We start from the raw sequence: 24,212 nt of genomic DNA on the forward strand, positions 1-24,212 counted from the left end.
TTACAGTGAACGGGGCTGGGAAAGGTACAATCAGTAGAATAATTTTAATCAAAATTATTACGCGGTAAGGTTCCTGACAGGAACAGTTCTGCTGACGGTAGCCCGAAATTCACCGGCAGCAGAACATCATCAGTGGGCTGGCTGTACTCTGTGCATCAGTTTATAACCCACACACAGTGCCAGAATCAGCAGCACAGAAATAAATCCGCTGACACCCGCCCAGCCGAAATGACGCCAGAAGATCCCCCCGGAAGTTCCTGCAACGCTTGACCCCAGGTAGTAACTGAACAGATACATTGAAGATGCCTGTCCTTTAGCCCGCTTAGCACGAACTCCTATCCAACTGCTGGCAATAGAGTGAGCCGCGAAAAATCCCCCGGTAAACATCAACAAACCAGGCAGAATCATCCACACCGAAGAAAACAGAGTAATCAGTACGCCAGCCAACATCAGACCCGTCGAAAATAAGAATACCGGTCCTCGTCCAAACCTGACACTCATCGCGCCTGCTTTAGGAGAACTCCATGACCCGGCCAGATAGACCACTGAAATTAATCCGACGGTCGCCTGGCTCATAGAATAGGGCGCATTTAATAACCGGTAACCGATGTAATTAAACAAAGTGACAAACGCCCCCATCACCAGAAAGCCGATAAGAAACAGTAACGGTAAACCTTTATCACGGAAATGGAGTCTGAAGTTAATCAGCAATACTTTCGGCCGTAAGCGCACGGCTCTGAAATGCCTGGAATCAGGTAATATTTTCCAGAACATAAATGCTGCAGCCAGAGCACAACAACCAATACTGAGAATCGCTATCCGCCAGTTAAAAAAATCGGTCATTACACCGGTTAGCAGACGGCCGCTCATCCCACCGATAGAGTTTCCGCTGATATAGAGCCCCATGGTAAAAGCCAGCACGCCAGGGTGAATTTCTTCACTGAGATAGGTCATCGCCACTGCAGCCACCCCGCTGAGAGACAGACCAATCAGTGCCCGCATGATAAGTATGCCTGTCCAACTGGTCATCAGCCCTGACGCCAGAGTACAGCAGGCTGCTAACAGGAGTGCACTCACCATCATCGGTTTACGCCCAATCGCATCGGAAATGGTTCCGGTGATTAACAGGCCCAGAGCCATAAAAGCCGTTGAAACAGAGAGTGATACTGAGCTAAGTGCGGGAGAAATATCAAACTGATGGGAAAGCACCGGCAATATTGGCTGAACGCAATAGAGTTGGGCAAAAGTGGCAAGGCCGGCGGAAAAAAGTGCTACGGTAACCTGGATAAAAGACGAAGTGCCGCGGGTGATATAAGGGGATTTACCGCTGCGTTGGGCAGGACTCTCTTCTTCCGCAGACGGAAGCGTAGTCGCCCGGGTCGTGCTGTTCATGAACATTCCTCAGTGATTGATATCCTTTCACTCTAGGAAAAGCTAAATAAGTTGTCTAATATATTAATAATCTCAAATAATATTCTATAAATATGAATCTTGAACTGAGGCACTTACGTTACTTCATCGCCGTGGCAGAAGAGCTGCATTTCGGTCGGGCGGCCAGCCGGCTAAATATTTCACAACCACCGCTGAGTCAGCAAATACGCCAACTGGAAGAGAGCGTTGATGCACGATTATTTGCCCGTAATAATCGGAAAGTTGAACTGACATCGGCGGGTAAACAATTTCTGAATGATGCGCGTGCCATTCTGGCTCAGGTGAAACAGGCCAGCGAACGAGCCTCCCGGTTACATTATGGCGACAGCGGTGAGTTAAGGCTCGGCTTTACCTCATCAGCCCCTCTGATTAAGCGTATTTCCGAAGTGGTTTATCAATACCGGCTGGCCTATCCGGATGTACATCTTCATATGCAGGAGATGAACAGCCGTCAGCTACTGGTACCATTACAGGAAGGCAGACTGGATCTGGCAATCATGCGTAATACTGAACTCCCGGATGATATGCAGTATTGCCTGCTACAAAAGGAAGCCATGTATGCGGTAGTTCATTGTGACCACCCGCTGGCTGGCCTGCGTAAAATCTCAGTGACCGATTTGCGCGATGAACCTTTTGTATTCTTTGATCATCAGGGCGGCACAGCACTTTACGGAGAAATTCTCGGCTTATTGCTGCGTTACCAGATTACCCCAAATATCACTCTGGAAGTCGAAGATGCAATGGCCATACTTGGCCTGGTGGCAACCGGGCTTGGGGTTTCTATACTTCCGGCGTCATTTCGCCGGGCCAGGCTCAATGAAATTGTCTGGCTGGAATTGTCGGAACCGGATGCCCGTTCTGAGGTTTGGTTAGTTTGGTCAGCACAGCGGCAAATTTCAGCGCCTCTACGACATATGCTGGAACTCATGTCCTCTGTAAACTGACTGTCTCAATTCTTCTGTGAACCCAGTCACATTTACACTGCTCCCTGACGTATACGTTAGCAGAAAACCTCATACTCTTTTTATTTCGATCAGCGAATAAAAGCAGAGGGGCGGTGAGTGTTTGAAGAAAGCCAGCCTGGACATATTGATCATATTAAGCAGATTAATGCGGGCGTCGTATATCGCCTGATTGATCAGCACGGACCGGTATCACGAATTGAACTTTCGAAACTGTCCCAACTCGCTCCGGCAAGTATTACTAAGATTGTCCGTGAAATGATGGAAGCGCATCTGGTCCGTGAATGTGAAATGTCTGAACCGGGTAACCGGGGGCGTCCCGCGACAGGGCTGGAGCTGGACTGTGAAGGCTGGCATTTTCTGTCTATTCGCCTTCAAAACCGCAGTCTGTTAATGACTCTGCGTGATCTGAATGGCAAAACGGTGACCGGAGGGGTCTACGATTTCCCTGATGATCCTTCCACTCCTCTGACAGTGGTTATGATCAATGCAGTTGAACATTTTTTTAGCCGTCATTATTCCGTGCTTGAAAGACTGACCGCTATCACTATTACGCTTCCCGGGCTGATTAATGCCCGCAGTGGTGTGGTGCACCGGTTACCCGATTACCAGGAAGAAGAGATTCCTCTGGCACAGAGTCTGAGCCGCCATACCGGGCTGAAGGTCTACATCCAGCATGACATCTCTGCCAGAATGCTGGCGGAGCATTACTTCGGTGCCGTCCGGGGTGTCCGGGATGCTATCCTGCTGGTGCTGGACAAACAGGTTGGGGCCGCAGTGATCACTTCCGGGCAACTCCTGCATAAAAACAGTTCTGCGCTGGTAGAGATTGGTCATACACAAGTCGATATCCGTGGCTGGTCATGTTATTGCGGAAATCAGGGGTGTCTGGAAACAGTGGTGGGCACTGAAAGTTTGCTGCAACAGGCAGAGGAACGGTTGCTCTCGATGCCTGACAGCCTGTTAAACCAGCACTGCGAGGAAAGGGATATTCGCTGGCTTTGCCATGCAGCCCTGGACGGTGATCCTCTGGCCTGTGACATTATAACTAAGGCAGGGCAGCATGTTGGCCACAGTCTGGCAGTTATGGTCAACATCTTCAATCCACAATATATTCTTATCGGTTCTCCCCTGAATAGTGCAGCAGAAATTCTGTATCCGGCGATTACTGCCGCGATTAGGAGTAAAGCCTTGCCTGCTTACAGTCGACAGGTGAACCTGCGGCCTGCCGAATTCAACACTCCCGGCACCTTGCCGGGTACGGCACTGATCAAGGATGCCTTGTACAGTGGCGAATTATTGCTCAGGCTTTTGCAGGGATAGCTAGCCTAAACTTGCGTTAGCGCAATTCATGATGTTGTTCAGTAACCTAGAATACGTTCTGTATTTTTGAAAACGTACTGGTGAATCCTGGGAGCATACGTGAAAAGAGTGTTTATTACAGGCACGGATACCGCCGTGGGTAAAACCGTTGTATCACTGGCATTATTACAGGTGGCGACACAGCAAGGGATAAAATGTGTCGGTTACAAACCGGTCGCGAAAAATGCCAGAAGGACGGACGAAGGGATGCGTAACAATGATGCACTGTTGCTGCAACGGGCGTCTTCACTGGATTTGCCATACCAGAGTATTAACCCATTTGCGCTGGAAGGCGATGAAATCAGCACCAGTCCGGGCTGCCGTGTCGACTACAGTGTGCTAAGCCGGGGTCTGGCGGATATCAGCCGGCAGGCTGATCAGGTGATAATCGAAGGTACCGGTGGCTGGCATTGTCTGATGAATAATGAACAACCACTTTCTGACTGGGTGATAAGTCAGAATCTACCGGTGGTACTGGTGGTAGGCATCAAACTGGGTTGTATCAACCATGCTTTGTTGACGGCGGAATCGATAATTAGCGATGGATTATCATTATCTGGCTGGGTGGCTAACCGCATTAACCCGGGGCTGGCCGAATATGCCAGTATTATTGATGTATTAAAGAAACATCTTGGGGCACCACTGCTCGGAGAAATACCCTATCTGCCCAGGGCTGAGCAACGTGATTTAACTAAATATCTTGATTTGTCGCGACTTCACGAGCCGACGTATCATATTTAAAGGCAGGTCAGGGGTCAGCAGGAACACCGGCGATGTTCCTGCTGGCTGCTGTCAGGATGACGGCGTACCAGCGTCATCGGCCAGACGCTTGTAGACAATCTTCTGTGTATCATTCTGGCAATGCCCCACGACCTGACCATCCTGTTGATCGGCCTGATCACTCGGCACAATATCCAGGCTGAACCCAGATTCAGGAACTCCATTCGCAATAATCTTTTTACTGATATCCGCTTTCACTGATTCACAGGAAGCCTGTGCCAGCAACGGGAAAGCCATCAACAACGCAGTGGTTAACAGAACTGACTTTTTCATACTTAGCTCCTTTATGCTGATAAAAACTGCCCCCCAAAAAAGGATCAGGGAGTGACAGGACGCCCGGTACGACGATCAAGACATCGCAGGGTATTCGGTTCCCAGTAGGCGTTAAGATTCTCGCTTTGTTCACATTTATCACGGGTATCAAAAGCTTTATCTGCTTTATTAAATTCTTTTTCTGCCCGCTGGTTTATCTTATGGCGCAGTGCCTGTGTATCGTCCCACTGCTGTTGGCTTTGACGAGCTTCCTCTTTCGTCATCGCATTATTGCCGTTATCGATAACAATATGCTGTGTTGCCGCCAGGCTTTCCGTGACAGTGGCCAAAAACCCACCCCCCAGGACAGCACTGAGAATAACAGGCAACATTTTTGAGGTTATTTTCATATTGGTTTCCTTTTATCGTTTATCGGAAAGCTCATCATTGCTGTTCCGGCCGGCAAAAGTATAACACTTTTACCGGCGATACTATGATCAGGCATTTTACAATGGTTAAACACTGCACTGATTCACGGTCAGAGGTTACTGTTTTGCAACCTTCAGCCCACCATAGGTCTGACAGACGGGCATCATTTCCAGAGTATTAATATTTACATGGTCGGGCAGGGCAGAAACCCAGTACACCGCTTCAGTGACATCTTCCGGTGTCAGCGCCTTGGTACCATCATAGACAGCGCTGGCTTTACTGTCATCGCCTTTGAAGCGCACATTTGAAAACTCGGTACCGCCGACCAGGCCAGGTTCGATATTGGTCACACGAACCGCAGTGCCATGTAAATCAGTACGCAGGTTCAGGCTGAACTGACGCACAAAAGCTTTAGTCGCACCATAGACATTTCCTCCCTGGTACGGCCAGCTACCTGCCGTAGAGCCAATATTAATAATATGGCCTTTATTACGGGAGACCATGCCAGGTAATACCGCATGGGTAACCAGTACCACTCCTTTAGCATTGGTATCAATCATTGTTTCCCAGTCGTCCGGGTTGGCCTTCTGTGCAGGTTCCATGCCCAGTGCCAGACCTGCATTATTGACCAGAATGTCTATTGCCTGCCATTCTGCAGGTAGCTGGCTGATAGCTTGTTCGATGGCCTCACGGTCCCTGACGTCCAGCTGTAGTGCTAACACCTTGTCGCCATATTTATCTTTTAGTTTTTCCAAACGTTCCGTCCGGCGACCAGTCGCGATGACTTTATGGCCTGCGTCGATAAAACGGGCCGTAATCGTTTCTCCAAATCCTGCTGTTGCACCTGTGACAAGAATAATCATATCCACACCTATTGTTCAGTTACTCGTTAGCAGATTAAAACATAGCATTGATAGACCAACTATTCCTCTTAATCGTTATCTACTGGCGGTAGACGGATGTGGATGAATGCCCCATAAAGGTGCAGAAAAAAAAGCAATGGTGCGTAACTGGTAGGTTTTTTAGTTATTAAGGTAATGATTTTTAGCGATTACTGTAATTATTATTCACAAAATAACCACAACAACCTGGTACAAGGAGGCGCAATCGATTGCAACTGAATGAGATTGAGAAAAATTGATTTTCCGAAGAAGAAAATCATATCTTTATGAATCATAATGAATTTTAACAACAGTGCTGGCTGGCACAGTGATTGCAGTATTGACGACTGTAGTGAATATATTGGTGATAACAGATGAGGGGAAATCCGCTACTGTCAGGAGACACTCATCAGCATTTTCGCCGGTTAAACCGGCATTCATCGGGTTTTACCCATGCCACAGAGGTTACAGTGGAGTTAAAGAGGGAACATATGTCTCAACCAGGCTTACAGGCGATACGCAGTGCATTCGTAGATTTTGCAGATATAGCGGGCGAAAACAAGTCTATATCTGAACAGTTTCGTTATCTGCCAGACGGATTACTTGTGACTGACAACGGTAAAATATGTTCACTGACTGCCTGGAGTGATACCACTCAGATCCCTGTAAATGCGACATTCACCGATTTACAGGGCAAGCTTCTTATGCCCGGCTTTATTGATACTCATATTCATTATCCACAGACTGAAATGATTGCTGCTTATGGGGAACAACTGCTGGAATGGTTGCAGCAATACACTTTCCCCGTAGAGAGCCAGTATGGTGACCCGGAGCACGCTGAGGCGATGGCTGCATTCTTTATCCGCCAGCTGTTCAGCCATGGAACCACCACTGCTCTGGTATTTGCTTCCGTTCATCCCCAGTCTGTGGATGCGCTGTTCGTAGAGGCGGAGAAATATGCGATGCGGCTGATTGCAGGGAAAGTCATGATGGATCGTCATGCGCCGGAAAATTTACTGGAAACCCCCGAACAAAGTGCCGCACAAACACAGACCTTAATAGAACGCTGGCATGGTAAAGGCCGGCTGGGATATGCCATTACCCCTCGCTTTGCGCCTACCTCATCACCGGAATTATTAAGAAAGGCCGGAGAATTACGTAACAAATATCCGGGGATATGGATGCAAACCCATCTGAGTGAAAATCTCCGCGAGACGGAATGGGTCAGTGAACTTTTCCCGGAGCAGAGTAGTTATCTGGGGGTCTATCATCATCACCAACTGACAGGTAAGCGTTGTGTGTTTGCGCACTGTATTCATCTGCAGGACTCAGAGTGGGATTGCCTGCAGGAAACGGAATCATCCATCTCGTTCTGTCCTACCTCTAATCTGTTTCTGGGTAGTGGTCTGTTCAATCTTAAACGAGCCCGGCAACAGAGAATACCGGTAGGGATGGGGACAGATGTTGGTGCCGGGACCAGCTTTAGTCTGCTACGTACCCTGGGTGATGCCTATAAAGTTCAACAACTGCAAAATTACAAGTTTAATGCCTGTGAAGCCTTTTATCATGCCACCCTGGGAGGGGCGCATGCACTGGATTTGCACCAGCAGATTGGTAATTTCGGACAGGGTAAAGAAGCTGATTTTATCGTGATTGATTTACAGGCAACGCCTTTACAGGCAATGCGGAGCAGTAACAGTAAGGACATTTATGAACAGCTGTTTGTCCTGATGACACTCGGTGATGATCGCAACATTGTTCAGACATGGGTAAACGGTCAGTGTGTATGGCGGCAAGAAACGACAGAAAACTGACATTGGAGTCATCAAAAGAGTAATTGTGGACCGGCAGGAATAGGGGGACAGGGTCCTGCCGGAACGACCGGTATCACCGGCCGAAATTCATTAGCCCAGAGGGCCGCCTTCAATAGTTTCGCACATTCCGCCAAGCACCCGTTCACCGGTCTCTTCACGAAGTTCACTGTACCACCCGGCAGTCGCCTGTGGATCTTTACCATGAGTAATATCACATCGCTTACGCGCCTTCAGGATCAGATCTTTTACCCTGAGATTACGGCGGTTCTGGTAACGCAGCAGACTGTCTTCAATTCCCAGTGAGTGTGAAGCGAGAACCGACGCCAGAACAATCGCATCCTCCATAGCAGCACATCCTCCCTGACCGATATCCGGGGTCGTGCTGTGGGCGGCATCACCTAATAAAGCCACACGTCCTTTAACAAACTCCATAAAGGGTTCAATGTCGTGGATTTCCACACGGTTGGTGGTCTGCGGATCAATAAGCTTAATCAGTTTCTGAACAGGCTGAGCCCAGCCCCTGAAATAGCCACTCAGGTCATCTTTAAGTGTTTCACGGTCTTCAGCAAGACCTTTTTCCAGTGGCACATCAAAAAAGAAATAGAAGCGGTTTCCACTGACCGGCATCAGGGAGACTCGTTTACCCTCGCCGACAAAAGTAGTCCATTGATCGGCCGGAGCTATAGATTCATCGACAGTCACCAATCCATTCCAGTTAACGTAACCCGCATAGCGGCGTTCCGTCGGCTGTCCACGCACATATTCCCTGACTACCGAATGGGTGCCGTCAGCAGCGATCAGAAAATCGCCACGGGCCTCGCTGCCGTCATCAAACCATACCTGTACCCCATGACTATCCTGATCAACGCGGGTGACACGTTTACCAAAATTAACCCTCTCTGCGCCGTAACTGTTAATGAGCATTTGTTGTAACTCTGCTCTGGCAACGGGATAGGGGTACTCACCCACACGCTCAACCAATGGCGACAGACTGAATCTGGTCAGTTGGTTACCACTGGCATAATCGTTATATGCCATCCAGGCCATATTACCGCCAAGCGCCTTAAGTTCATCCCTCAACCCGAGGGCGTTCAGACATTTAACACCGTTTGGCCAGATGGAAATTGCGGCTCCAACAGGTTTCATCTGTTTTACTGCTTCAAAAACTTCGGTTTCATAACCGCAACGACTTAACGCCAGTGCCGAACTCATCCCGCCGATACCCGCGCCAATAATTATTGCTTTCATCTGAATCTCCTTTTTTAAGGCTAAGCAGGTTCTGCAACTTTTGTACCAGTTGGTGTTCGTGGCGGGATTTGTTTTATAATTGATAATTATCAATTAGTTATGATGATAACATTCTCTGTTTCCTCCGGGATGGCATGCACTTAAGTTGTGCATTCGGAATAACAGAGCGCTTTTATTGCACTTAAATGATCCTTCATGAATCAACTGTTTCATAAAATAGAGAACTTTTTAGATTCTCTGAACAGTGGCTGGTGGGATCGAAGCCTCAAATACGACATCTTAGGGGGTTGGGGGCCAATCGTGTAAAAACCACGCTGGTAAGATATCATGCTGTTTTATCTATCAAAAAATCACCATCTGATGGATGGAGTGATCCCTATTTTCCCGAAAGTTTTGTGTATACTTTGCTCCAGAGAAGTATCTACATTGTAAGGATGGAAGGTGAGATGCTATGAAAGTGAGTGAAGCAGCATTACTGAAGTCTGGTTTTAGCCATGCTGATCTACAAAAAATCAAAAACAATGTAGATAGTTATGGAGGAAGTTTGGGTGAATCCATTCATGATCTTGCTAATCGTTTTAGAATTGTGATGTGGGTATTTTTCGGCTGTATGGTGGTATTTATCTGGGTAATTCTTTCAGGTAACCAACTTTACATTATTTCTACGGGTATAGGCTTGTTAATTACAATGCTCATCGTAATTTTCGTGCAACCGCCAGTCCTGTCTTACAAGTCCTGGCGATACTGTAGAATGTACCGGGCTAACGATGCTCCTGGTCAGTAGATAATAAATCAAAGATCACTTTAGCTTTAACGCCATAGCCTACTATTTTCATAGTTAGTTTTGGCCTGCTCATAGTATCTACTTTTTCTGAATCGGAGCAGAGTAAAAAGAACTCAACTGTGAAATCTTTGCCATAGCGATTACCCATTGATGATTAAGGGATTGGGATATTGCTACAGCCGAAGGTTATTTAGGGTAGGGAAGAGTAGTATTTGCTGGCTAACGAGTTTTCCTTGCTTCGGGGCAAAACTCACAACGGCCTTTTCACCTTGCAATTTTAACGACATTAAGCCAGCGAGTAACAATAAAATAAAACCCGCCCGAAAGCGGGTTAATATTAATTAACGAACTTGATATCTGTCGGGGTGCCTATCTGTAAAGTCACGGCTGTGGGCGTTAAATCACCATTTTCGGTGTTTCTTCTCAATTCAACCACATTATTTGAGAAAACGTTAGCGACAATCATGTACTGTCCGGTTTTATCAAAAGCAAAAGCTCTGGGTTCAATACCCCCTGAGGAAAAACGCCTGGTCAGCGTTAATTTTCCGGTAACCGGATCAGCTTTAAACACTACGATTTGATTAACTTTGCGACGGTTACCTACATACAGGAATTTATGGTCCGGGCTGAAAAGAATTCCGGCTCCTCCCTTATCGTCAGGATTTTTGCTTTCTGTCAGGTCGACGACCTGAATTTCGGAAAGTTTATCGTGCTCTATACGATAAACATGCACTTTGGCCGACATTTCAGTACTAATGTAGGCGAATTTCCCGTCAGAAGAAAAGGTCATATGGCGGGGACCTTCTCCGGGTTTAAAATGTAAATCGAAATCCGGTTCTGGCGTCAGAGGTTGTGATTTTTCCGCATGATAGCTGAAGGCATGCACGGTATCTGCTCCAAGGTCGGCAACGAATAACATTTTTCCGTCAGGGGTCATATTCACCGAATGAGCATGACCAGCGTCCTGACGATCTTTAACTACATGCGACCCATCAATAAAGGGAATATGCTGAACTGCATCTTCTATTGCACCATCAGTCCGCAGAGGAAACAGGGTAATTCCCGCATGGCCGGGAGCTACAGAGTAATTAGCAGCGATTAAATATTTATCATCTAATGTGATTGTGGCGTGAGTTGGCTGTGAACCAAGACTGTCTGACTGATTAATGGTGCTTAGCTTACCTTGTTTTCCCACTCTTAATGCAGTAACAGAGCCTGCATCATTTTCATTGGTGGTGTAGGCAAATTTATTGTTGTGGCTAAATACAATCCATGAAGGGCTAGCCAGTTTTAACATATCCAAAGGGAGTAAAGAACCATCACTATTCAGACGGACACGGTAGATCCCCTGGCTCGGATAAATGGCTTTCTGAACCATATCGCCAGTTGCCTGCCCGGTCCATGAACCCACCAGAAAAGTCTGAGTCGGTAAATGTTGAGCTGGCTGAGCCAGCGGAGAACTGTTTTCGGCATAACTGATGCCGGTACTCAACAGCAGTGGGATTAAAGAAAGTTTTAGTCTGTTTGTAATCCGGTTATTTCTTGGGCTTTTCATTATTTATTAACATGAGTGATTTGAGTTAACAACTTATACATCATTAACCTGATACCTGGTAGTAATTTAACAACCACTAATTAACATAAAGTGTCAGTGTTTATTTTATCACCAATGATGAAGGATCTGTTTGGGGACGAACAACCAGGAGTTACAGAGTAATGCGTTATTTTCCAGGAAAAGGCATGCCGCACCTGTGGTCATATTATCAATATCCAATATTTCACAACGATAAAAAACAGATAAAGATCAGAGTAGATATTCATGATATCTCCTGTTCAGACAAGAGAATTGAATACTTAAAAATACCCTCGGCCGAGCGAAATCATAAAAATATGGCAGCAAAAAACATCCACAATCTACTGAGAATAATGCGACTAAACAAAGGGAATGGTGGGTTTATTGTCATTAGCGATAGGCTATCTCAAGAACCCCCAGGGAATGCTCCCGGTTGATCCATTTAACTTTACTGGTGCCTAATCCCATAGGAAGATAGCCGCTTCCTGAGGATAAAGATATTTTACTGATAACTTTATTTTTACCTTGTTGACAACTAAATCTCACAGAGTTTGAACTAATACTGTGCATGCAGGGTGGCTGATACAAATAACCGGTAAATATAATTCTACCGGTGTATGAAAAAGCAACTGATGGCAAAAAAAATAATATGAATACAAGTCCCATACCACTAAGTGATTTCATTTATGACTCCCTGAATCGTGTGTTACCCAATATTATTTCGGTTCACAAACAATATAATGAATCTTATTAAAAATCACATTGATCGTACGTATGAAAAACATCGACAGGTTAAAGAGCCAATTTAATATTACAGAAATAATAAATATCTCACCACATGGTGTCTTTTTAAAAAAGAAACCGCGAGCTAATGCGATTAAACAACTATTATGATATAAAACAGTACTGCGCCGGCATATTATGCCCGACAGATTATAATTCATGGGTGTATGCTTCGACTTATGGGTTTAAGTTAGCTCTGTTTATGTTTTTTGGCAATCACTGATTTAGAAATTTTTCATTTTTTTTTGCATTACACGCAAAATGCACTAATGACGGACACGAGAAGATACTACCTGATATTCAGGGGTAGTCATAATACCATGAAATTTATAGATTTATTTTTATCATCGCAGGGTCGTAACAAGCAAGTGTAATCATTACGATAAGCCGATATCAGAGAAGTAACTGAAGATTTTCTAAATCATAAGTTATGAATAATCCAGCATGACTGGACATTTCAGTCCCCGTCCATAATGCAGCTGGTGCGGCAAATAGCGTTACCTGCACGCGTCTAATGATTAACTATCAGTACTGGCGGTTTTTCCGCGGATGAGCCGTCCAGGGTTTAGCGTTTAACCCGCGGAATAATGATGAGCAGACATCAGAGCCATGTTTGAGGGGAGTGATAATAAGGTTTTCAGATGTCATCTTACTATTGATATTTGCTACTGTTGATCACGCCAGTTAAGCCACAGTCTGAGATCGAATTCCAGCTGGTGGTAGTCTGGCTCCATATGACAACAGAGCTGGTAAAAGGCTTTGTTATGCTCTTTTTCTTTCAGATGAGCCAGTTCGTGTACCACAATCATCCTGAGAAACTCTTCAGGTCCCTCGCGGAACAATGTTGCAATCCTGATCTCATTATTGGATTTTAGTTTGCTACCCTGTACCCGTGATACAAAGGTGTTAGTGCCCAGCGTGCCACTGACAGGATTTTGTTTGTTGTCATAGTAAACCTTAGATAAGGCGGGGGCATTTTTCAGGTATCGTTGCTTATATTCGGCAACGAATTGATACAGCGATTTATCACTCTGTATATCGTGGCGGGATGCATACTTTTTTTCGAGCCACCGGCCAAGCTTACCCTGATCAGCGAGGCTCTGAACCTGACTGATAATGGAAGCAGGATAACCGTGCAGATATTGCAGTTGTGTCATAAAAATCAAATTAAAAATTGATAAAAAACTAATATAGCATTATCAGACCCGGCCTGACAGTAGCATTGCCTTGCCACCAGTCTTTCTGACATTTCTCCAATAGCAGATTTTGAAGTGGTAAAGAACATAGTGCTGAACTGCTGATTGACCCTGAACGGATAGTATTGATGGGCGATAGTGGCGGTGGAGGGATAGTGGCCTCTGCAACAAGCCAGTGGATGGAGAGGCCTTTTTCTGCCCCCGATAATGCAACAGCATTTTCCTGACCTGGGGGGTTCTCACTGGTCCTGAGTCCTGCCAGCCCCATAAAATTTAGACAGGGTAGTCAGAGCACTGGTCAACAGGATATCGCCCTAAATTTTGGCAGTGATGAGGCCTGAGAGTTAAATGTCATAATGTGACACTGTCACGGTACGTGAATGCCTCTTACAGGCTTATACTATCTCAACTGGCTGTCTTTACTACCACGCCGGTTGTATCCGCTGTTGAATTCGTCCTTTTTATCCAATTTCTCCTGACAATTTACACAATACCTGACACCAGAAAGTGCATTTCGCCTGGCTTCCGGAATGCGGTCCCCGCACTCTTCACAAAATTCAACGCTTTCGCCGTGGCCAAGATGCTCACGGGCTCTGGCAACGGCATCTTCTACGGTAGCATCGATTTGTTTATTTACAGCCCCGTCATCAGACCATCCACCTGCCATTTTTTCGTCCTTACTTATTAGCCATGAAATAAGTATAGAAGAAAAGTATGCACTTCCTGAACCTGAGTTTGTCACCCTGTTACAACAGGTCTTAAATCAGGGATGGCATCCGGCGTCGCTACGTAAAATCTGAGTCATCTCCGGAGGGATAGTCACCGTTTTTTTGCATAGCGACACGACTTACACATGCTGTAAATGGCCATTTGGTGAGAACTTCACTCCTGTAATTTTAATTCATTGATTTAAAATGTTTTTATAGCTGATTATTGTCAGTCTTCGCCTGAAGGTTCAGTAGGTTTTCACAGGCTTAAGCCACAGATGCCACTGGTTAGTGATCAATCAATACGGTTGAGGCTCTGAATGACCTCGATTGGCAGGACTAAATCGCCACTGGCAAGATTTTTTCAGATGTTCAGGAGACGATATTCCCGGAATGCGTAATATGTTCGGGGATCGTTGCAGCAGCCAGGCCAGTGCGGACCTGTAAAGGGTGTCGCGTTCAAAGTCTCTGGATGCCATTCAGTTCCTTTGACTGCAAGGACGAAAAAATACTCAGCGGGAAGAAGGGCACATAAGCGATGCCATCAGCAAAGAGCAGGTTGATCATTACATCATCCTGTTAGCTTTTCATACTAAAAGTTACTGGAAGAGAAAGATATCTCACCAAATATATGATATTGAAAAAGAAAAAGATTTCCCTGACCGGTTCCCAGGCAATACCGATAGTATTGGAATTGAAACTGTTGGACTGGCTGTTCCTGTAAAAGGTAAGGCAGAACCTGTTTATGAAACAGTTAATGATAAACAAAATGATTCTCTTAGAGGGTTAATTGCTGAACTTAAAGAGCCGATGGTTAAAGTTGATGCACATGAATGCCCATTTTCCAGATGTTGAGAAAAGGCAGTCAATTCTTGAATCGCGACCAATGGATTATGTTCAGAGGAATTAAAACTGAAGCAAAAAGTCACGCCGTGTTTCTGGTACCAGAATTCATAGAAATACTTGATAGCTTGAAGTGATGCAGCTTGGGTAGCTGCAGTTCGCAGAGCCAGATGGTCAACGAGGTATTGTAGTGTGTAGTGGGTACAAAAGCGCAAGCTGGTATAACCGGCAAACATACCGTGTTGCAAGAAGAAGATGAAGTGTGGGGTAAGTGTATGATTGATTATGGCCAGCAGATTGTTATGAACTAAAGCTATAGCGAACTTAATTTAACATAATATACATTATGCGCACCGGTGTTGTAGAGGCAAAGTTGTAATCTGGATTTGAAAGTCCTTAACGGACATTTCAACTTTGCTCACAGGCGGACATCTGAACTTAGCCTTGACAAATGTAGCGGAGAGCCAAAATCAGCCCTCCGGTGTGTGTTAGTCATACAACCAGCGGCCAGCTTTAGCTGATTCGATAATCATGTTGATGGTTAACGGTTTTTCGTCTTTACGGTGTTTCGAGAAATAAGACTGGAAGCTTAAGTCTTCAAAGTTAAGATTGAATGTCTCAAATATTTCCAGCAACAGCTCCGCTGCTTCCATGGGATCCATATTCATCGAATGATTCAATGATGTTTCGCCGGTTAAAGGTTTTACCCTCAAGGCTGACCATGTAATGCCATTCCATGGCTCAATAAGCTCATAAATTCGCTTTTCAGTAGCATCTACCATATTTTGTCACTTCCCCTGGCAATACGGTTGTAATCTCTTACCGTTCTGTAAGAGATTTGTGAAACATCTGACGCCAGAATAACCCAGCCTATTACAGGAACAGCTCTCCCAGCGAAAGTGCCAATTCTGTTTGAGCACCTAATACCCAGAGTTGTTATAACATTTTGTTTGCTGCTCGCCTGTCAGGTTACTATGAACAAAGCAAAAGCTGGTTAGTGACCGTCCTGTACTGTTAAAGGAAACCACTAACGGGCTTATGGCTGCCAATATGGAAGCAATGAGCTGCCTTGCTGACAGGCGGACATTTGAACTTAGCTTTGATAATTGTGACGGAGAGCCAAAATCAGCCCTCCGGTGTGTGTCAGTCATACAACCAGCGGCCAGCGATGGCAGATTCAATGAGCATATTGATGGTTAGAGGTTTTGCATCTTTGCGGTTTTTCACAGGAAAATAGATACTGAAATTGAGATCGATATGCCTGAGCTTGAACTCAGTAAAAATCTCATCAAGCAAATCCTGAGCTTCTTCTTCGTCCATGTTCATTGTATGGTTCAGCGAGGTGTCACGATTTAAATGAGGCATTTTAAATGTCAGCCACGAACGGCCATTCCAGGGCTGGACTAATTCGTAAACTCGCTTTTCGACAGCATCTACATCTACCATATTTTATCGTTTCCTCTTGCTATACGGTTGTAATCCCTGACAGTACGATAAGCGATCTCCGAAATATCAGCAGCCAGAATAACCCAGCCTAATACAGGTATCAATACGTGTTATAAAGTTCCTCGACTGTATCCATACTGTCATCTCCTGATTAAAAATAGCTTTACGTCCTTTTTTATCACCTAATACCCAGAGTTGTTATAACACTTTATTTTAGTCATCAATAGGTACGTTTACGGTACCATCAAAGAGATTTATATCTTACCAGTGGTATGAGACAACATCTGCAATGATTTTCTCTGAAGCGAAAATAATACTGTAATTTTCTGAGTTAACTACAGTATTGTATCCGTTAGCAGGTTAATCATAGGAATAAAACACGCGCCATAGTTATCGTTACCCCTCCCCTTTAAATTTAAAGTTTCTTTTACTCCCTGATATATCAGGCGAAGCTATAAAAATCTGTTGAAGTTGCTTAGCCAGCCCTAACTGCAGGAAAAATCTTAAACTGAAAAACCAGGCAGGTAAATTTTCCGGGGTAATCCATACTTATAAATATATAGCTCTACATACGGACTGCCCTGTGGCACCCGTGAGTTAACCAAGGAGAAACGATATGAACGAAGATCGCATCAGTGGAAACTGGAAGCAGTTTAAAGGCAAGGTGAAGGAACAATGGGGTAAACTCACCGATGACGACATGGACGTGGCAGAAGGGAAACGTGACCAACTAGTCGGCCGTATCCAGGAGCGCTACGGTTACGGCAAGGAGCAGGCGGAAAAAGAGTTGAAGGACTGGGAAGACACGAATAAATTTAAGTGGTAATCAGCCTGAACTCAGGGCTAAACCGGCGCCCCGCCGGTTTAGTCTGGAATATCACAATGATACACGTCATATCTGCTTAACGGCCATGACACCCACCATCCTCTGCAGCGAAAATCCTGGTTAACTCATTAAAATATTGAATCATAGTCAGGGGTGAATATCGACAGGATATTTAAGTAGTATATTTTACCCGTAAAAAAACTCTCATCCCCTTAGATACTCGACCCTTTACCAAAGTTCGCCTTAGGAGATTAGGTCATATTTCACAGTATATTTTATTATTTGAGTTAGTATGTTTCTTATATCTCACTGGGGTTTTTATTTAAAATATTATGTAAGGTTAATTTTTTATTATATAGGAGTTTTGTATAGATTGTCATTTCCGGTTTTGGTTGGTTTTTTTCAATGGTAGGTTGGTCCTAAGATTTTTTCCTGGTTATTATTTTAGAGGTTGTCAATGTCAACAGGTAACAAACTTAAAGACCAAACTGTTTTGATTACTGGCGGTGCCGGTGGCATCGGACGTGCTGCGTCACTATTGTTTGCTGAACAAGGCGCGATTCTGGCGATTATAGATTACGATAAAAATTCTGGTATAGAACTCGTTGAAACTATAAATAAAAAAGGTGGGAAATCAGCTTTCTTTCACGCAGATGTCAGTGACGCGGTACTGCTTACCGAAGCGATATCTCAGGCTAAACAGTGGCTGGGAAGAATAGATAATCTGTTTAATCATGCAGGAACCATTATCGTAAAACCCTTACATGAAACCACGCTGGATGAATATGACCGCCTGATGGCAATAAATACCCGATCCGCATTTGTCACCTGTAAGACTGTTATTCCGGAGATGGTTGCTGCAGGGAAAGGAAATATCGTTATTACTTCTTCAATAAACGGAGAGAAAGGTTTTAGTTTAGAGAGTGTTTATTGCATGACGAAAGGAGCTGTATTGCAACTTGCTCGTTCTGTCAGTGCCGAGTATCGGCAATATGGTATTCGCTGCAATGCGATATGTCCGGGATTTGTTGAAACGGCTCATGGGTTGAGAGAGATAGGAAGTCTCGATATTCAAGGGCAAACGTGGGAAGCAGATGGGCTGGCTTCCACTCAGGTACGGATATGTAAAGCAGAAGAAGCGGCTGCCGCGGCACTATTTCTGCTGTCATCCGATGCCAGTTTTATTAACGGTACGGCCCTTTATGTCGATAATGGCTGGTCCTCTAAAGGATAAGTCGCCTTATTAAGTTCATTTTTCGGAACCAATCTCATGACAAATAAAAAAGAATCAAGCGATCAGGCTGAAGATGCGCGTTTATTATCCCTTGGTTATCGACCTGAGTTTAAACGGGTATTAGGCTTATTTGCCGACTTCTCTCTGGGTTACTCTTATATGAGTCCAATGGCAGGAGTATTTGCACTGTTTTCCACGGCACTGATTGCTGTTGGCCCCCCTTTCTTCTGGACAATGCTGGCAGTACTGGCCGGACAGGTATTTGTTTGTCTGGTGTTTGCCGAGGCCTCTTCCGCATTTCCAATTGCCGGGGGCATCTATCAATGGGCAAGGCGATTAGGCGGTGAACGCTGGGGTTTTCTTACTGCGTGGATTTATCTGTTTGCTCTTATAGGTACCGGGGCAGGTATTTCTGCCGGTGGAGCCCCCTTCCTGGCAGTACTTTTGGGAGTTAATCCAACGCCAGAATTTAATGCCATGTGTGGTATCTGCATCGCAGTGATTGCAATCGCCGCCAATTTCTCCGGGACTAAAATCCTGGCAAAAATGACGGAAATAGGTGTATGGACCGGTCTTATCGGCCTGGCAATTTGCGGTGGCTATATGCTTATCGCTGGTCGTATCCAACCATTCTCAATCTTAACTGAGAGTTTTGGTCAGGGTGAGCATCACTATACCTCCGCATTATTCTATGCCAGCCTGATTGGTGTCTGGATCTTCTATGGATTTGAGGCTTGTGGTGACCTGGCGGAAGAAGTCTCTGGCGCGTCCAAAGCAGTACCCCGGGCAATGCTGTTAACTATATTTTGTGGCGGAGGGACGGCTTTATTAATGGTTTTGGGACTGTTACTGGCAGTACCGGATATGGCAGCCGCAGTCAAAGGCACTATCAGCGACCCTGCCGGCGCTGCGGTTTTACAGGTTATGGGGCCGACAGGCAGTAAAATCACCATGATTTGCCTGCTGGCGGTAGTCGTCAGCGCAGTAAGTTCTGTGATCGCTTCAGCCAGCCGTCTGCTGTTTTCTCTGGGACGAGATAAGATGATTGTTGGTGCAGGTGCGCTTGGCAAACTCAGTGAAACTAAACGCCTGCCGGTAGCGGCACTTTGGGTCACAGCAGTGATCACCCTGGCCATCCTCAGCGTTGGATTTTTCTCAGCCAATGCCGCCACCCAGATTATCAGCTTTACCACGACCGGAGTATATATTGCCTTTCAGATGGTGGTTATTGCATCATTGATTTCCGGAGCGAAAGGCTGGAGAGCAAACGGTGATTTCAGGTTGGGCCGTATGGGGATACCGGTTAAAATCATAGCGATGATGTTTGGTATCGCATCTATTATCAATCTGATGTGGCCGCGGTCTCCTGAAGCAGGCTGGCTGGCAAACTGGAACATTTTAATCTCAGTCTCCGTCATCTTCCTGACTGGTGTTATTCAGATGCTGATGCTGAAAAACACCCGGTTTAATGCCGTACCGGATAAACAGTTCTGATATCAAAATTAGGCAACACAGGCCGGATAATGATTGCCGGCCTGTGCCATTATCAGTGGCTGGCGTCAAAGTTAATTAGCAATACGATCATCAAATTATCGCCGCTTATCCCTGAGCATTCGCGGAGATGCTAGCGAATAATCATCAACGGCTTACCCAGCAGGCTGACGTCGACTTCAATTCCCAATCCTGGTCCCTGAGGCGCAGCACCAAATCCATTCTGTGAACGTGGGCTATAACCGGCTAAATGCCCGTCGGTCCAGTCATTGAAAAAAGGTGTCATCAGTAATGAAGCCGGGCGGGTCGTGGCAGCAATATGACTGGTCGCTGCGGTAATAATATCCCCTCCCCACATGTCTTCTACTGAGACAGCCATATTGAGATCCTGCAAAAGATCACGAGCCCGGACAACATTAGTCAGCCCACCCAGCTTGCCAAATTTCAGATTGACTGATACCGCATTGGCTTCATATTTGGCACGAAAAACTTCATCGGCACTAATAATTGACTCATCAAGCACTAAAGGTAAATCTGAACCACGATGGGCCAGAATACAGTCAGCGGTTGTCCGACACGGCTGTTCAATATAGACCGGTAATCCGGCCATGCCCTGCACTGCCAGTTTGGCACTGGCCAGCGACCAGCCCCCGTTCGAGTCAGCCACAATCACCGTTTTTTCATCGCCGGCTTCTACCGAAGTACGGGTACGGGCGACATCTTCCAGAGGATTATTACCGACTTTCAGCTGAAACCGGTTAACACCGGTTTTACGACGTTCGGTGATATATTCGGCCATCGACTCCGGACTACCCAGAGGTACTGCTTCATACACAGGAAAACGTTCATTGATAACACCACCCAGCAGGCTGCTGATCGGTTTACCGACAGATTTCCCCAAAATATCCCAGCAGGCAATATCTATCGGGCTTTTAGCAAATTCCTGTCCCATCAGTGTGGCATTCATCGTCTGGTTAATCGCGAGAATATTGCGTGGATCCTTGCCAAGAATAGCCTGCCCTAAATCCCTGAGCGCTGTGCGAATACCTTCAGGGAACACCGGCAGGTAGGTTTTGCCGAGAGTTGTGATTTCGCCCCACCCGTCTATCCCTTCGCTGGTTCTTATTCTAATCACTGTCCCATCTTCAGTGCTGGCAACCCTGTCACCGGACATGATATAGGTCCCATGGGCATAACCGACCTGATAGCTGTATACCTCAATTTCTGTAATTTTCATTGTGTGCCTGCGCGAATTTGTGATCATAACGAGGTGGATGGCTGGCGTGTGAGTGAAGTCAGTATCCCAGGATAGGATATGTCTCTCCTTAGCCATATCGTATACCATATATTATTAATCCGGGCGTTTCAAAGATTTATCGGTAAGACGTTATACCAGCAGCTAAAGGCCAGAGACCGCACCTGGTTGTGTGTCCTGGAATTTAGTAACAGATGAACAAAAGAATTACAGGCCATCAGATAGTCAGGATATTGGCCAGAAGAAACAGAGTGTCTCCGGTTTCCTTGCGATAGAAAAACAGAGCCTGTCAGGTCTTATCTCTGTTGTTTTCATCCATATTATTACTGATACTGTTGCCCCGTTATTCCGGAACCCATTATGTTTACATCCGTTTTAAGAAAAAAACTGTTCGCCACCACGGTGTTATTGATGGTGCCATTTATCGCGCAGAGCAAGGTAGTCACCGATAGTCTGCAGCGTCAGGTGACTATCCCCGATAATCCGCAACGAATTGTGCTGGGTGAAAGCCGTATGCTCTATACCCTGGCACTGGTTGAGGAAGGAAATCCGGCTAAACGGGTGGTTGGCTGGCCACCTGACTTGCGTAAATTTGACCATCAGACCTGGCAGCGCTATGTGCAGGCCTGGCCGGTAATCGCAGATATTCCCCTGATAGGTAATTCTAATTTTTCACAGCTTAACAGTGAAAAGATCATTTCACTCAAACCTGATCTGGTCATTCTGCCCGTGTATGCACGAATGCCCCCGGACAGTTCATCGTTGTTAACACAGCTGGCTGCGGCACATATCCCTGTGATTTTTCTCGACTTCCGTGTTAAACCCTTGGCTAATACAGTCAGCAGCCTGCGAACCCTGGGAGAGGCACTGGATGACCAGCCAAAAGCAGAACGTTTTATTAAGTTTTATCAGCAGCATATGCAGTTGATTCATGACCGTCTGGCAGGCTGGCACGGCCATAAACCCCGGGTGTTTTTGCAAATGCATCTGGATCGTAACAGAGACTGTTGTACCACTGTGGCACAGGGTAACCTGGCGGATATGATGGCCTTTGCGGGGGGCGACAATATCGCCGCCGGCCATTTCCCGTCGGTCTTTGGAAAAATCAGCCCGGAAACTTTGCTGGTGGAAAAACCAGACATCTATATAGCGACAGGCTCGTCCGGACCGGATCATCCGGATCAGCTACAACTGGGGCCCGATGTGACGCCCGGACAGGCAAAAGCTTCCTTTCTCGCGGCGCTGAGTAAAAATACCACCCTCGCCTTGCTGCCGGCAGTTAAGAACCATCAGGCCCTGGCATTGTGGCAGAACTTCTATATGAGCCCCTGGCATTTGCTGGCCGTTGAACAGTTTGCCGTCACCTTTCATCCGTCATTGTTTCAGGATGTTTCTCCCTCCCACACCTTGCAGGAGATGAATCAGCAATTTTTAGCGCTACCCGAAAACGGTACCTACTGGACAACCAACTGATCATTATTACCATCACGTTTTCCCTGGTGGCGGCAGATCCCCCTCTGCCGCCTGCAAAAAAACCAATTAAAACCTATAGTTATCATTTAATTATTTTATTTCATAGCCAATCCCTGCACTGATGGCATAGTGTTTATTAGTCGGTCTGCAGGTACTTTCGGTACGATGGGTCACTCTGTTCTTTGCACTATTCGCTGATTTCTATGGGTTCTTTTTCATTTTCCTGACATACAGAGATGTGTTGATTTGTTAATCTGCACGGTGGGAATGAACGTTCACTACAGGATTAAACATGAAGTCAATTCAGCGCAGTGTTATTGCAGGGCTGGTATTATTGTGTGCCGGTTGCGACCAGAGTAGTACTACTCAGAAAACCGCTACGGTTACAGAAGTCGGCGTAACTACTTTGCACACGCAACCTGTGGATATTAACAGTGATGTTACCGGCCGGGTGACCGGCACCATGGTATCAGCTGTTATCCCTCAGGTTGGAGGGATAATCCAAAAACGGCTGTTTACTGAAGGTGATGATGTTAAAGCCGGTCAGGTGCTTTACCAGATTGACCCGGCAACCTATCAGGCTACTTATGATCAGGCCGTGGCCGAATTAAAATATGCACAGGCCGTAGTCAAAAGTAGCAAATTAAAAGCGCAACGCTATGCCGCACTGGTGAAAGAAAACGGTGTTTCGAAACAGGATGCTGATGACGCTGAGGCCACTTACCTGCAAAATGTGGCTTCCGTTGAGCAGTACCGGGCAGCGGTAGAAAGTGCCCGTATTAATCTGAACTATACCCGGGTTACCGCACCTATCAGCGGCCGGATTGGTATCTCTTCGGTGACACCGGGAGCTCTGGTGACTGCCAGCCAGTCTACTGCGTTGGCCACCATCCGTACCCTTGACCCGGTTTATGTCGACCTGACCCAGTCCAGCATGCAACTGCTGAAATTACGTCAACAGAAAAGCTCTCTTAAGCAGGAAACAGATACGGTTCCGGTCACCCTGAAGCTGGAAGATGGATCCACTTATAATCAGACCGGAAAGCTGGAACTGACCGAGATTGCGGTCGATGAATCCACCGGTAGTGTCACCATGCGGGCTATTTTCCCAAACCCTCAGCATATCCTGTTACCCGGTATGTATGTGCGAGCCAGTGTGACGAATGGCGTGAAAACAGACGCCATTCTGGCGCCACAGCAGGGTATCACCCGCGATGCCAAAGGTGATGCCACCGCGCTGGTCGTAGATTCAGACAATAAAGTCGAGAACCGTACTGTCTCAACCACTCAGGTCATTGGCAATAAGTGGCTGATTAACAGTGGACTTAAGAACGGGGATCGGCTGATCGTTCAGGGAACGGCAAAGGTTCAGGCAGGAATGACCGTAAAACCGGTTGAAGTGAATCCTGATGCCACCACAGCGACAAGCGGAGACAACTGAT

The 24,212-nt window shown here is 46.1% G+C and carries 22 protein-coding genes and 3 pseudogenes; 10 read left to right on the top strand and 15 right to left on the bottom strand.

What is annotated here, in order from left to right; genetic code table 11:
- Window positions 1–129: 129 nt before the first annotated feature.
- The gene (locus B3Z23_RS08300) at window positions 130–1,392 is read right to left on the bottom strand and encodes an MFS transporter (protein WP_294906682.1); all 1,263 of its coding nucleotides are present in this window, start codon (window positions 1,390–1,392) and stop codon (window positions 130–132) included.
- 92 nt (window positions 1,393–1,484) lie between these two features.
- On the opposite strand from B3Z23_RS08300, the gene B3Z23_RS08305 reads away from it, so the two are divergent.
- From B3Z23_RS08305 to bioD, 3 genes are all read left to right on the top strand, one after another.
- Window positions 1,485–2,375 (top strand): LysR family transcriptional regulator, encoded by an 891-nt coding sequence (locus B3Z23_RS08305; RefSeq protein WP_294906685.1) that lies wholly within the window; start codon window positions 1,485–1,487, stop codon window positions 2,373–2,375.
- Window positions 2,376–2,492: 117 nt separating this feature from the next.
- The gene (mlc, locus tag B3Z23_RS08310) at window positions 2,493–3,716 is read left to right on the top strand and encodes a sugar metabolism global transcriptional regulator Mlc (RefSeq protein ID WP_294906688.1); all 1,224 of its coding nucleotides are present in this window, start codon (window positions 2,493–2,495) and stop codon (window positions 3,714–3,716) included.
- A gap of 99 nt (window positions 3,717–3,815) precedes the next feature.
- Window positions 3,816–4,496 (top strand): dethiobiotin synthase, encoded by a 681-nt coding sequence (bioD, locus tag B3Z23_RS08315; protein ID WP_294906690.1) that lies wholly within the window; start codon window positions 3,816–3,818, stop codon window positions 4,494–4,496.
- Window positions 4,497–4,547: 51 nt separating this feature from the next.
- Here bioD and B3Z23_RS08320 read toward each other — a convergent pair whose 3' ends face one another.
- The 3 genes from B3Z23_RS08320 to ydfG all read right to left on the bottom strand — a co-directional run bounded on the left by B3Z23_RS08320 (window position 4,548) and on the right by ydfG (window position 6,079).
- The gene (locus B3Z23_RS08320; RefSeq protein WP_294906693.1) at window positions 4,548–4,808 is read right to left on the bottom strand and encodes a DUF1161 domain-containing protein; all 261 of its coding nucleotides are present in this window, start codon (window positions 4,806–4,808) and stop codon (window positions 4,548–4,550) included.
- A gap of 44 nt (window positions 4,809–4,852) precedes the next feature.
- Complete coding sequence (locus B3Z23_RS08325; RefSeq protein WP_038020705.1) at window positions 4,853–5,197, bottom strand: DUF1283 family protein; 345 nt, start codon at window positions 5,195–5,197, stop codon at window positions 4,853–4,855.
- A gap of 135 nt (window positions 5,198–5,332) precedes the next feature.
- A complete protein-coding gene (gene ydfG, locus B3Z23_RS08330) occupies window positions 5,333–6,079 on the bottom strand; it encodes a bifunctional NADP-dependent 3-hydroxy acid dehydrogenase/3-hydroxypropionate dehydrogenase YdfG (RefSeq protein WP_294906698.1) in 747 nt (248 codons plus the stop codon).
- A gap of 509 nt (window positions 6,080–6,588) precedes the next feature.
- Here ydfG and guaD point away from each other — a divergent pair.
- Window positions 6,589–7,911: a guanine deaminase gene (gene guaD / locus B3Z23_RS08335; RefSeq protein ID WP_294906701.1), complete on the top strand. Its 1,323-nt coding sequence runs from the start codon at window positions 6,589–6,591 to the stop codon at window positions 7,909–7,911.
- A 90-nt stretch (window positions 7,912–8,001) separates the two neighbouring features.
- Here the strand turns inward: guaD and hpxO are convergent, their stop codons facing one another.
- Window positions 8,002–9,159, bottom strand: a complete 1,158-nt coding sequence (gene hpxO / locus B3Z23_RS08340; protein ID WP_294906704.1) for an FAD-dependent urate hydroxylase HpxO — start codon at window positions 9,157–9,159, stop codon at window positions 8,002–8,004.
- Between the two features lie 451 nt (window positions 9,160–9,610).
- On the opposite strand from hpxO, the gene B3Z23_RS08345 reads away from it, so the two are divergent.
- Window positions 9,611–9,943, top strand: coding sequence for a hypothetical protein (locus B3Z23_RS08345; RefSeq protein WP_294906706.1), 333 nt, complete (start codon window positions 9,611–9,613; stop codon window positions 9,941–9,943).
- A gap of 337 nt (window positions 9,944–10,280) precedes the next feature.
- Here B3Z23_RS08345 and B3Z23_RS08350 read toward each other — a convergent pair whose 3' ends face one another.
- The 9 genes and pseudogenes from B3Z23_RS08350 to B3Z23_RS18690 all read right to left on the bottom strand — a co-directional run.
- Window positions 10,281–11,498 (bottom strand): lactonase family protein, encoded by a 1,218-nt coding sequence (locus B3Z23_RS08350; RefSeq protein ID WP_294906708.1) that lies wholly within the window; start codon window positions 11,496–11,498, stop codon window positions 10,281–10,283.
- A 408-nt stretch (window positions 11,499–11,906) separates the two neighbouring features.
- Window positions 11,907–12,200 (bottom strand): hypothetical protein, encoded by a 294-nt coding sequence (locus B3Z23_RS08355; protein ID WP_294906711.1) that lies wholly within the window; start codon window positions 12,198–12,200, stop codon window positions 11,907–11,909.
- 764 nt (window positions 12,201–12,964) lie between these two features.
- A complete protein-coding gene (locus tag B3Z23_RS08360; RefSeq protein ID WP_294906714.1) occupies window positions 12,965–13,456 on the bottom strand; it encodes a M48 family metallopeptidase in 492 nt (163 codons plus the stop codon).
- 439 nt (window positions 13,457–13,895) lie between these two features.
- A complete protein-coding gene (locus B3Z23_RS08365) occupies window positions 13,896–14,162 on the bottom strand; it encodes a DksA/TraR family C4-type zinc finger protein (protein ID WP_294906716.1) in 267 nt (88 codons plus the stop codon).
- 843 nt (window positions 14,163–15,005) lie between these two features.
- A pseudogene (locus tag B3Z23_RS18680) lies at window positions 15,006–15,281 on the bottom strand (hypothetical protein); the annotation flags it as partial.
- A gap of 252 nt (window positions 15,282–15,533) precedes the next feature.
- A complete protein-coding gene (locus B3Z23_RS08370; RefSeq protein WP_294906719.1) occupies window positions 15,534–15,827 on the bottom strand; it encodes a DUF1493 family protein in 294 nt (97 codons plus the stop codon).
- Window positions 15,821–15,961 (bottom strand): annotated as a pseudogene (locus B3Z23_RS18685) (STM2901 family protein); the annotation flags it as partial. The gene B3Z23_RS08370 and the pseudogene B3Z23_RS18685, both read right to left, overlap by 7 nt.
- Window positions 15,962–16,188: 227 nt before the next feature.
- Window positions 16,189–16,491 carry a DUF1493 family protein gene (locus B3Z23_RS08375; RefSeq protein WP_294906723.1) on the bottom strand — a complete coding sequence of 101 codons (303 nt, stop codon included), beginning with the start codon at window positions 16,489–16,491 and terminating at the stop codon, window positions 16,189–16,191.
- A pseudogene (locus B3Z23_RS18690) lies at window positions 16,485–16,592 on the bottom strand (STM2901 family protein); the annotation flags it as partial. The pseudogene B3Z23_RS18690 and the gene B3Z23_RS08375, both read right to left, overlap by 7 nt.
- A gap of 515 nt (window positions 16,593–17,107) precedes the next feature.
- Between B3Z23_RS18690 and B3Z23_RS08380 the strand changes: the two are divergent.
- The 3 genes from B3Z23_RS08380 (at window position 17,108) to B3Z23_RS08390 (ending at window position 20,045) form a co-directional block, all read left to right on the top strand.
- On the top strand, window positions 17,108–17,317 hold the full coding sequence (locus B3Z23_RS08380; RefSeq protein WP_294906726.1) for a CsbD family protein: 210 nt from the start codon (window positions 17,108–17,110) through the stop codon (window positions 17,315–17,317).
- Window positions 17,318–17,774: 457 nt separating this feature from the next.
- Window positions 17,775–18,551 (top strand): SDR family NAD(P)-dependent oxidoreductase, encoded by a 777-nt coding sequence (locus B3Z23_RS08385; protein ID WP_294906729.1) that lies wholly within the window; start codon window positions 17,775–17,777, stop codon window positions 18,549–18,551.
- Window positions 18,552–18,587: 36 nt separating this feature from the next.
- Window positions 18,588–20,045, top strand: a complete 1,458-nt coding sequence (locus B3Z23_RS08390; protein WP_294906732.1) for an amino acid permease — start codon at window positions 18,588–18,590, stop codon at window positions 20,043–20,045.
- Between the two features lie 130 nt (window positions 20,046–20,175).
- Here B3Z23_RS08390 and B3Z23_RS08395 read toward each other — a convergent pair whose 3' ends face one another.
- Window positions 20,176–21,279, bottom strand: a complete 1,104-nt coding sequence (locus B3Z23_RS08395; RefSeq protein ID WP_294906735.1) for a mandelate racemase/muconate lactonizing enzyme family protein — start codon at window positions 21,277–21,279, stop codon at window positions 20,176–20,178.
- Between the two features lie 378 nt (window positions 21,280–21,657).
- Here B3Z23_RS08395 and B3Z23_RS08400 point away from each other — a divergent pair, with 378 nt between their 5' ends.
- Both B3Z23_RS08400 and B3Z23_RS08405 read left to right on the top strand, forming a co-directional pair.
- Entirely contained in the window at window positions 21,658–22,770 is a 1,113-nt protein-coding gene (locus B3Z23_RS08400; RefSeq protein WP_414716474.1) for an ABC transporter substrate-binding protein, read from the top strand.
- Window positions 22,771–23,062: 292 nt separating this feature from the next.
- Window positions 23,063–24,211, top strand: a complete 1,149-nt coding sequence (locus B3Z23_RS08405; protein ID WP_294906738.1) for an efflux RND transporter periplasmic adaptor subunit — start codon at window positions 23,063–23,065, stop codon at window positions 24,209–24,211.
- Window position 24,212: the final 1 nt, after the last annotated feature.

The sequence above is a fragment of the Tatumella sp. UBA2305 genome, from assembly GCF_002345795.1.
GTDB classification, from domain to species: Bacteria; Pseudomonadota; Gammaproteobacteria; order Enterobacterales; family Enterobacteriaceae; genus Tatumella; species Tatumella morbirosei.